Below are 9,648 nucleotides of genomic sequence, written 5' to 3'. Positions count from 1 at the left end.
GATGAGCCAGCCACGGGCCCGAAGGGAGCCGAGTCCCCGCTCCGCAGGCCGGGCGTCGGTCCCCGCCTCGGTGGCCCAGAGGCGCCGCACCAGCTTGCCCGCCAGGGGCACCGGTAGCGCGCCGGCCGGAACGTCCCTGGCCAGCAGCCCGACCGGGGTGCCGTCCGGCTCCAGCACCTCGATCTCGACCGGCGTCCCCGCCGGTACGCGCAGCCGTCCGGCCAGCTCGGCCGGGCTCGGTACGGCGGCGACGACGGGCGAGTCCGCGACGATCCTCGCGGTGCCGTACCGGACCCAGACCCCGGCGGCGTTCCTGGCGTCGATCTCGACCTCGCCCGAAGGGGTGAGGGTGGTGGTGACCGTGGCGGGCAGCGGCAGGAAGCCGTTCAGGGTGACGTCGGCCAGCTCGGCCTGACCGTACCCGGCGAGGGCCGCCGCCTGGGCCAGGGCCGCGACCGCGGCCAGCGGCATGACCGGCAGGCCGTGCGGCTGCCACACCGCGGGCTCCAGCCGCCAGGGGACGTCGGACAGGTCGTCCAGCCTGGTCGTCCACATGTGCCCCGCCGGGCTCTCGACGTGCACCCCGAGCAGCGGATGGGTGCCCGGCGGGAGCGCGGACGACCTGGCGGCGGAGATCCAGTGGCGTTCGTGCCGCCAGGGTGACGGTGGAACGTCGGCGAGCGTGCCGGAGGAGGACGGCAGCAGCAGCGAGGGCATCGCGACCACGGTCGCGGCGAGCTGGGCGCGGATCTCCTCGTCGTGGCCCCGGCGCAGGGAGTGGGTGATCACCGTTCCCGCAGGAAGGCTCTCGCGCAGCGCTCCGGCCAGGACCGGGTGCGGGCTGATCTCGGTGAAGAGGGTATGACCGTCCGCCGCGGCGGCCCTGATCGCGTCGAGCAGGCGGACCGGGCGGCGGACCCCCGCCGCCCAGTAGGCGGGCTCGAAGGTCGGCACCTCGCGGGGGTCGTCGAAGACCGTCGAGTAGAACGGGAGCTCCGGCTTGCCGCCCGCGATGCCCTCCAGGGCCTCGCGGAGCCTGGGCAGGAGCGGCTTGACCTGCGGCGAGTGCCCGGCCCCCTCGGCGGTCAGCACCCGCGCGAGCAGGCCGCGGGCCTCGACCTCGGCGGCGAAGGCGGCCAGCCGGTCGGGGTCGCCGGTGACGACGCACTGCCTGGGCGAGGAGTACACCGCGACGTGCAGGTCACCGGGCACCTCCTCGGCGGGCACCTCAAGCACCGCCATGGCCCCGCCGCCGCCGATGGTGCCGAGCAGCGCGGCCCGGCGGCAGATCACCCGTACCGCGTCCCGCAGCCCGATCCCGCCCGCGACCACGGCGGCCGCGACCTCCCCCATGGAGTGCCCGACGACCGCCGCCGGCCGCGTCCCGTACGCCGTCCAGAGCCGGGCCAGCGCCACCTGCACCGCGAAGATCACCGGCTGCGCGAGGGCCACCCCCGGCACGTCCGCCCCCCCGGCGATGATCTCGCGCAGCCGGATGTCCGCCTCCTCGGCGAGCATCGGGGCCAGCTCGTCGATGGTCCGGGCGAATATCGGCTCTTCCGCGTAGAGGCGGGCTCCCATGCCCGCCCACTGCGATCCGTAGCCGGAGAACACCCAGACCGGCCCGCGCCCCCCGGCCGGCGCCGCTCCGGTGACGCCCGCCCCGTCCCGTACGGCCCGCAGCCCGGCGACCAGTTCCTCCCGGTTCGCGGCCACGACCGCGGCCCCTGCCCTGCCCCGCCCCGCCCGCCGGGCGAGGGTGTGCGCGACATCGCCGAGCGAGACCTGCCGCCGAGCCCCCGCGGCGGGGGTGCTCCCGGCGGCGGACGCGTCCGGGGAGGCGGCATCGGACTGGGCGGGCCCGGCGAGTTCGGCGTCGGCCCAGTTCGCGAGCGTCCCAGCATGATCCCTGACCCGCTCCGGAGACACGTCCGTGAGCAGGAAGATCTTCGCTTCCGGCCCCTCGCGCTCCGGTTCCCGCCACTGCGGAGCGGGCTCCAGGACGGCGTGGGCGTTGGTGCCGCCGAAGCCGAAGGAGGAGACACCCGCCAGGGGGTACCCGTCCGGCCAGGGGGTGGGGGCGGTGACGACCTGGAGATGTTCCCAGGGAATGTGCGGGTTGGGCCGGTGGAAGTGGACGCTGGGCGGGATCACGCCGTGGTGGAGGGCGAGGACCGTCTTGATCAGGCCGGTGATCCCGGCGGCGGCCTCCAGGTGGCCGAGGTTGCTCTTCGCGGAGCCGAGGAGCAGCGGCGCGGTGCGGCCCTCGCAGAGGGCGGCGGCGACGGCGCGGGCCTCGATCGGATCGCCCAGGAAGGTGCCGGTGCCGTGCGCCTCGATGTAGCCGGGACTGCCCAGACCCGAGTAGACGCCGCGCAGGAGCTCCTCCTGTGCCTCGGGGTTGGGCGCGACCAGCCCGTTCGACCGGCCGTCCTGGTTCACCGCGGTGGCGCGGAGCACCGCCATGACCCGGTCGCCGTCCCGCTGGGCGTCGGACAGCCTCTTGAGCACGACGACCCCGCAGCCTTCGGCCCTGACCATCCCGTCCGCCGAGGCGTCGAAACTCTTGCAGCGCCCGTCGGGCGCGGTGCCGCCGCCCTGGTCGAACGCCATGGTGATCACGGGTGAGAGCAGCAGGTTGACCCCGGCGGCGATGGCCAGGTCGCTCTCCCCCGACCTGAGGCTGCCCGCGGCGAGGTGCGTGGCGACCAGCGAGGACGAGCACGCGGTGTCGACCGCCAGGCTGGGCCCGCGCAGGTCCAGCAGGTAGGAGAGCCGGTTGGCGGCGATGCTGAACGCCGCGCCCGTCGCGGTCCAGGCGTCCACCCTCGCGGTGTCGGCCGTGGTCAGGTGGGCGTACTCGTTGCCGGATATGCCGACGAACGCGCCGGTACGGCTGCCGCGCAACGACCGGGGCGCGACGCCCGCGTGCTCCAGCGCCTCCCAGGCCGTCTCCAGCAGCAGCCGCTGCTGCGGGTCCATGGTCTCGGCCTCGCCGGGGACGATCCCGAAGAACTCCGCGTCGAACCCGGCGATGTCCTCCAGGAAGCCGCCGTGCCTGGTCGTCCTGGCCAGAGCCTCGGCGGTGCGGGGAGATCCGTCGTCGAAGGGCTCCCACCGGCCCTCGGGCACCTGGCCGACGGCGTCGCCGCCCGCCATGAGCAGCCGCCAGAAGTCTCCGGGGCCGCGTACCGAGCCGGGGAGGCGGCACCCGACACCGATCACCGCGATCGGCTCGTCGGAGACGGCCGGTCCGGCCTTCTCCGGGGCGGTCCGCGCACGGGACGCGAGCCCCCTGGCCAGGCGGTTGATCGTGGGATACTCCCAGACCAGCGTGGGTCCCAGCTCGCGGCCGAGGAGCACCTCCAACTCCCCCGCCACCGCGACGGCGTCGCGGGAGGAGAGCCCGAACTCCTCCAGGGGACGGTCGGGGTCGACATCAGCGAGGGACAGGCGACAGCGGGCCGCGATACGCCCCGTGAGGAAGCGGCGAATCTCGTCTTCACCGAACAGGTCCACGTGGCAGCTCCAAGAACACCCGAGGTGGTCGGCAAACTTACCCAGACATATCGGGATAAGGGAGCCATGGCAGACCACAATCCATCTCGGCGTTTTATAACGAACGTGATAACGCGCGATATCTGATGAGATTTGTGGTTAAAGCGCAAGTGACCGCGTCATTTCGTTGCGAACGCTCATAGCTGAGAGGCGATCACCCCGCCTAGGGTCGCCTGCCACGGCCACTGTCTCCAGGCCGGGCGGAGGAACGACCATGCGACCTGCTCGACGCGGACTTCTGGCGCTGGCGACCGCGCTTGTCGTCGGACTCCCCTCGACCGCGCACGCCGACCCGGCCTGGCCGTCGGCACTCGGTGACAGGAGCGGCGAGACAGGCTCGGCGGGAGGGACCGCCCGCAAGGAGAAACCCGCGGAGAGCAACGCCCTGATCACAAGATCGGCGGGCAGGACCGCCTCGGCGGTGAGCCCGGCGGTGAAACCACAGCCGAGTCCCTCCGCCGGCAAGGGAGGCAGGAGCCCATGGGGGCCCTGGCCTGCCGCCAGGCCGGGCGCCGCGCGCGTGGTCAAGGAGACCTGGCTCGGCCCGCGCATGCTCGATCTCCAGATCTCGTCGCCCGCGGTCAACGCGACCCTGCCGGTCCGCGTGCTGGTGCCCCAGGGCTGGTCGAAGGGCGCGCGCCGCACCTGGCCGGTCCTGTACCTGCTCGTGTCCCTCGCCCACGCCCAGCAGGACGGGGATCGCCCGCGTCAGCCGTACCGCGCGGACGAACTCCACGGCCCCCAGGACCGGCAGCGAGGCGCTGACGAGAACGACGTCGGGCCGCAGCGCCCCGGCCTGCAGGAGAGCCTGGGCACCGTCGGTGACGCCCGTGACCCGCACCCCTTCGCGTTCCAGGGCCGCGGACAGGTCATGGACCATGGCCGCCTCCGGATCGGCCACCAGCAGTATGGGTGCCGTCCGTCTGTCCCCTTCCACTTCTGGTGCCGTCTGCGGCTGGAGCACCCGGATCCTCCAATGTGGATCAGCCGAAGCGACCGGTGATGTAATCCTCGGTCCGCTTGTCGCTGGGGTTGGTGAAGATGCGGCTGGTCTCGTCGAACTCCACCAGGCGGCCGTGCCGCACGCCGGCTTCGTCGACCTCGGCGGTGAAGAAGGCGGTACGGTCGGAGACACGGGCGGCCTGCTGCATGTTGTGGGTGACGATGACGATCGTGTAGTCGCGCGTCAGCTCCTGCATCAGGTCTTCGATCTTGGTGGTCGCGATCGGGTCCAGGGCCGAGCAGGGCTCGTCCATCAGGATGACGTCGGGCTTCACCGCGATCGCCCTGGCGATGCACAGGCGCTGCTGCTGTCCGCCGGACAGGGAGAGCGCGTTCTGCTTGATCTTGTCCTTGACCTCGTCCCAGAGCGCCGCCTTGGTCAGCGCCTCCTCGACGATCTCGTCCATGTTGCCCTTGATTCCGTTGACCCGGGGACCATAGGCGATGTTGTCGTAGATCGACTTGGGGAAGGGGTTCGGCTTCTGGAAGACCATGCCGATCCGGCGGCGGACCTCGATCGGGTCCACGTGGTCGCCGTACAGGTTCTCGTCGTGGTACAGGATCTCGCCGACCGCGCGGGCGCCGGGGATCAGGTCGTTCATCCGGTTGAAGCAGCGGAGCACCGTGCTCTTGCCGCAGCCGGAGGGGCCGATCATGGCCGTGATCTCACGGTTGCCGATGGTCAGGTCGACCCCGCGTACCGCCTCGTAGTCACCGTAGAAAACGCTGAGGTTGGAGACGGTGAAGACCGGGTCGAGGGCCTCGATGGTGCGGGGGACTTCGGGGCCGCGCACGTTCACATTCGGCACGGAAATTCCAATCTCGGACATTTCTTACCTCACCAGCGCTTCTGGTAGCGGTTACGGAGCCAGATGGCGACCGAGTTCATCAGGAGCAGGATCGCCAGCAGGATCACGATCGCCGCGGAGGCGAGGATGCTGAACTCCTCCTGGGGCCGGCTGATGAAGCTGTAGATCTGCAACGGCAGGACGGTGAAACTGCTCCAGACACCCTCGGGGTTGAACCGGACCAGCGTCGCGGCGCCGAGCATCAGGAACGGGGCCGCCTCGCCGATCGCACGGGAGAGGGCCAGGATCGAGCCCGTCGCGATGCCTGGGATCGACGCCGGGAGCACCTGGCGGTAGATGGTCTGCCACTGGGTGGCGCCCAGTGCCAGTGAGCCCTCGCGGATCGACGGCGGCACCGCGCGGATGGCCTCACGGGCGGAGATGATCACGATGGGCAGCACGAGCAGCGAGATGGTGACCGCGCCGGTCATGACCGTGAAGCCGAACTGCAGCCAGCGGGCGATGATGCCCAGGCCGAGGATGCCGTAGACGATCGAGGGAACGGCCGCCAGGTTGGAGATGTTCAGCTCGATCAGCTTGTTGTACCACTTGGTCTTGTCGGCGTACTCCTCAAGGTAGATCGCCGCGAGGATCCCGGTGGGCAGGGCCATGACCGCGGTCAGCCCGATGATCCACAAAGTGCCCAGGATGCCCGACTGGATGCCCGAGGTCTCCGGGCGGCGGATCGAGGGCTGGTTCTCCCAGAGCATCGGGTTGAGCCGCGGCCAGCCCTTCTCGACGACATAGATCAGCAGCATGGCCAGGAACGCCAGAGCGATCGCGAGGCTGGCCAGCAGCGCGATGCGGAAGAGGTGCTCCCTGAGCGGACGTCCCTTGCTCGCCAACTGCACGGCCGAACGCGGGGTGGAGAGGATGGCCATCAGTCGTAGACCTCGCGATACTTCTGGACCATGCGGGCGCTGAGGTAGTTCATCGCGAAGGTGATCACGAAGAGCAGGGAACCCACCGCGAAGATGGTCTTGTAGGCGATCGAGCCGACGGAGGCGTCGCCGGAGCCGGCCTGGGCGATGAAGGCCGCCATCGTGGACATCTCATTGCCCGGGTAGAGCGTGAAGACGGACTTGAAACCGCCCGCGATCGCGACGATCATCGTCTCGCCCGCGGCCCGGGAGATCGCCAGGATGATGGCGGCGACGATGCCGGAGAACGCGGCGGGGACGACGACGCGCACCGAGGTGAGCATCTTGGAGGCGCCGAGGGCGTACGAGCCCTCGCGCAGGCCGTTCGGCACCGCGGCCATCGAGTCCTCGGACAGCGACGCGACGATCGGGATGATCATCACGCCGACCAGCAGGCCGGCGGCGAGCGCGTTCTTGGCCTCCAGGTCCAGGAAGGGGAAGAGGTCCCTGAGCAGCGGCGTGACGAAGGTGAGGGCGAAGAAGCCGAAGACCACCGTCGGAACGCCCGCGAGGACCTCCAGCACCGGTTTGAAGATCTTGCGAGTCCTGCGGGAGGCGTACTCCGACAGGTAGATCGCCGCGGCCAGGCCGAGCGGCACGGCGACCACGACGGCGATGAAGGTGATCTCCACGGTCGCCACGATGAGCGGCCAGACACCGAACGCCGGCGGGTTGAACAGCGGTCCCCAGTCGGTGGACCCGAAGAACTCGCCGATGCTCACTGCGGCGAAGAACTCGATGGTCGGTTCGAGGAGTGCGATGACGATACCGATCGTGGTCGCCACCGAGACCAGCGCCGCGGTCAGGAGAACGACCTTGACCACGGACTCGCCGTAACGCGGGCGCGACCGCGCCAGGGACCCCGAGGTCCCTGGAACGGTCGTGCGGTGCTGTGCCGACATCAGCCGGCGCTCTTCAGCGACGTGATGTCAGCCTTGAGCTTGGCCTCCTGCTCGGCGTTCAGCGGGACGAACTTGGCGTCCTTGGCGATCGCGTCGATGTTGGACGCGTAGTAGTCGAGGAAGGCCGCGACCTCGGGCCGCTTCACCGCGGCGGTGGAGGGGTAGATGAACAGCGGGCGGGAGAGCGGGGTGTACTTGCCGCCCTGGGCCGCCTCGACGCTCGGAGCCACGCAGCCGCTACCCGAGTCGATCTCCACGGCCTTCAGCTTGTCGACGTTCTCCTCGTAGTAGGTGAAGCCGAAGTAGCCCAGACCACCCTTGGCGCCCGCGACACCGGTGACGATGTCGTTGTCGTTCTCGCTCGGGCTGTAGTCCTTGCGGCTGGCCCCCTCCTCACCGTTGATCTCGCCGGTGAAGTAGTCGAAGGTGCCGGAGTCGGTGCCGGGGCCGTAGAGCTTCAGCGCCTCGGCGGGGAACTTGGCGTCGACGTCCTTCCAGGTCTTGATCTTGCCCTCGGCCGCCGGCTCCCAGATCTTCTTGAGCTGGTCGGTGGTGAGGCAGGTGACCCAGTCGTTCTCCTTGGGAACCACGACGGTCAGCGCGTCGGTCGCCACCGTGAGCTCGGTGAACGTGATGCCCTTCGCCTCGCAGGCCGCCTTCTCCTCGTCCTTGATCGCGCGGGAGGCGTTCGAGATGTCGGTCTCGCCGGCACAGAACTTCTCAAAGCCGCCGCCGGTGCCCGAGGTGCCGACCGGCACCTTCACCTGCGGCTGCTCCTCGCCGAAGAGCTCGGAGGCGGCCTGGGTGAGGGGGGCCACGGTGCTGGAACCGTCGATCTTGACTTCGCCGCTCAGAGCCGCGCTCGCCTCGGTGGAGGTGGCGGGGGCGGCGGACGAGGTGCTTCCGTCACTGCTGGGCTTGGCGTCGCCACCGCATGCGGCCGCGAGCGAAACGACGAGCGCGGCCGTCGCCACCGCGCTGAGGCGGCGCTGTCCACTGGTCACGGTTATGTTCCTTCTCCGTAGTGAGATCCGTTCTCGATGTCTTCGATGAAACTGGGGCAAAGTGAACGGAAGTGAAACGAGCCGTGACCGGCACCGGAAGAGGTGAACCCACGGATGTGAATACCCGGGCTTTGGCAGGATTTTCGTCCTGGCTTGCACCCTCGCAGGACCTTTGGGCTGCGCTTTAGAGGGTTTTGGGGGAAATATGGCCTGGTGGGCGGGGGAGGGCCGTCAGTTCGCGATCGCCTCCGGCCGTGGTCGTCGCAGGTGTGTCGATCCGTTCACCCTCCCGACATCCTGGGGAAGGTGAACGGACATGGCCCGGGGGGCCAACGGGCATGGCGAGTACCCGGGCGTGTGCGGAAGAGCGGACGGCCGTACGGCGCCCGGAAGGGGGACTAGACGGGGAGGGTGAGCGGTCCGCTGCCGAGGCGCTCGAGGACCTTGGTGTGCAGGGGGCCGTTGCTGCACAGCAGGCTGCCGCCGTCGATGTCGGGGACACCCGACAGGTCGGTCCAGATGCCGCCCGCCTCCTCGACGATCACGGTCAGTGCCGCGATGTCCCAGGGGGAGAGTTCGGGCTCCGCCGACACGTCGACCGCGCCCTCGGCGACCATCATGTGTGACCAGAAGTCACCGTAGGCGCGGCTGCGCCAGACGGAACGGTTCAGGTCGAGGAAGGCGTCGAGCTTCCCGGCCTCCTCCCAGCCACCGAGGCTGGAGTAGGAGAACGACGCGTCCTCCAGGTAGGCGACGGAGGAGACCTGGCAGCGCGTGGCCTTGGTGAGGCTCTTGCCGGTCCAGGCGCCGCCGTCGCGGGCGGCCCACCAGCGGCGGCCGAGCGCGGGGGCCGAGACCAGGCCCACGACGACGCGGCCCTGGTCCACCAGGGCGATGAGCGTGGCCCAGACGGGCACTCCGCGTACGTAGTTCTTGGTGCCGTCGATCGGGTCGATGATCCACGAGCGCTCGCCGTAGCCGCTCTTGCCGAACTCCTCGCCGATGATGGTGTCGCGAGGCCGGGCCCGGCCGAGGGTCGCGCGGATCGCCTGCTCGGTCGCCTGGTCGGCATCGCTCACCGGTGTGAGGTCAGGCTTGTTCTCCACCCGCAGGTCCAGGGCCTTGAACCGACGCATGGTCAGGTCGTCGGCCGCGTCGGCCATGACGTGCGCGAGGCGAAGATCGTCGTTGTAACCCGTCACGGATGCCAACGCTATCGCGTTGGTGACCGAATTGAGGAGAGTGGGGCGCAAGAGGGACAATCGTGTCGCCAGCCTATGGCGACGCTAACGCGTCGCGGTGAGGCCGCTCTTGTCCGGCTCCTTCCCTCGTCGAGGGAGGTCGCTCGTTCCTCGCAACCTCCCTCTCCTCAGTCCAGTCGCCGGCGCGGCCTCACGGGGAGTCCCTCAAGGGG

Annotated in this window: 7 protein-coding genes; 1 reads left to right on the top strand and 6 read right to left on the bottom strand. The window is 70.0% G+C overall.

Translation table 11 applies throughout. The features are described 5' to 3' along the window. The coding region (locus ABZ260_RS38700; RefSeq protein ID WP_355627408.1) for a beta-ketoacyl synthase N-terminal-like domain-containing protein at nt 1-3,519 on the bottom strand (3,519 nt) is incomplete at its 3' end. Nucleotides 3,520-3,772: 253 nt separating this feature from the next. Here ABZ260_RS38700 and ABZ260_RS38695 point away from each other — a divergent pair. Continuing rightward, a complete protein-coding gene (locus ABZ260_RS38695) occupies nt 3,773-4,561 on the top strand; it encodes a hypothetical protein (RefSeq protein WP_355627405.1) in 789 nt (262 codons plus the stop codon). On the opposite strand, the gene pstB is transcribed toward ABZ260_RS38695, so the two are convergent. The 5 genes from pstB to hisN form a co-directional block, all read right to left on the bottom strand. Next, complete coding sequence (gene pstB / locus ABZ260_RS38690; protein WP_326646890.1) at nt 4,542-5,360, bottom strand: phosphate ABC transporter ATP-binding protein PstB; 819 nt, start codon at nt 5,358-5,360, stop codon at nt 4,542-4,544. The two genes, ABZ260_RS38695 and pstB, sit on opposite strands and share 20 nt — an antisense overlap. A gap of 38 nt (nt 5,361-5,398) precedes the next feature. Next, a complete protein-coding gene (gene pstA / locus ABZ260_RS38685) occupies nt 5,399-6,289 on the bottom strand; it encodes a phosphate ABC transporter permease PstA (protein ID WP_355568184.1) in 891 nt (296 codons plus the stop codon). Further along, nucleotides 6,289-7,230 carry a phosphate ABC transporter permease subunit PstC gene (gene pstC, locus ABZ260_RS38680; RefSeq protein WP_355627402.1) on the bottom strand — a complete coding sequence of 314 codons (942 nt, stop codon included), beginning with the start codon at nt 7,228-7,230 and terminating at the stop codon, nt 6,289-6,291. Before pstC ends, pstA begins: the two co-directional genes overlap by 1 nt. Then, complete coding sequence (locus ABZ260_RS38675) at nt 7,230-8,234, bottom strand: PstS family phosphate ABC transporter substrate-binding protein (protein ID WP_355627399.1); 1,005 nt, start codon at nt 8,232-8,234, stop codon at nt 7,230-7,232. Before ABZ260_RS38675 ends, pstC begins: the two co-directional genes overlap by 1 nt. A gap of 398 nt (nt 8,235-8,632) precedes the next feature. Next, nucleotides 8,633-9,436 (bottom strand): histidinol-phosphatase, encoded by an 804-nt coding sequence (gene hisN, locus ABZ260_RS38670; protein ID WP_355627396.1) that lies wholly within the window; start codon nt 9,434-9,436, stop codon nt 8,633-8,635. Nucleotides 9,437-9,648 lie beyond the last annotated feature (212 nt).

It is taken from the genome of Streptosporangium sp. NPDC006013 (assembly GCF_040614275.1).
Lineage (GTDB): Bacteria > Actinomycetota > Actinomycetes > Streptosporangiales > Streptosporangiaceae > Streptosporangium.
Note: the sequence above shows the minus strand (reverse complement) of the source record. Positions and strands in the feature narration are given on the sequence as shown.

Bases quoted from the DNA above. Each gene is read 5' to 3' on its own strand.
- ABZ260_RS38695 (WP_355627405.1), top strand. From the start codon at position 3,773: ATGCGACCTGCTCGACGCGGACTTCTGGCGCTGGCGACCGCGCTTGTC.
- pstA (WP_355568184.1), bottom strand. From the start codon at position 6,289: ATGGCCATCCTCTCCACCCCGCGTTCGGCCGTGCAGTTGGCGAGCAAG.
- pstC (WP_355627402.1), bottom strand. From the start codon at position 7,230: ATGTCGGCACAGCACCGCACGACCGTTCCAGGGACCTCGGGGTCCCTG.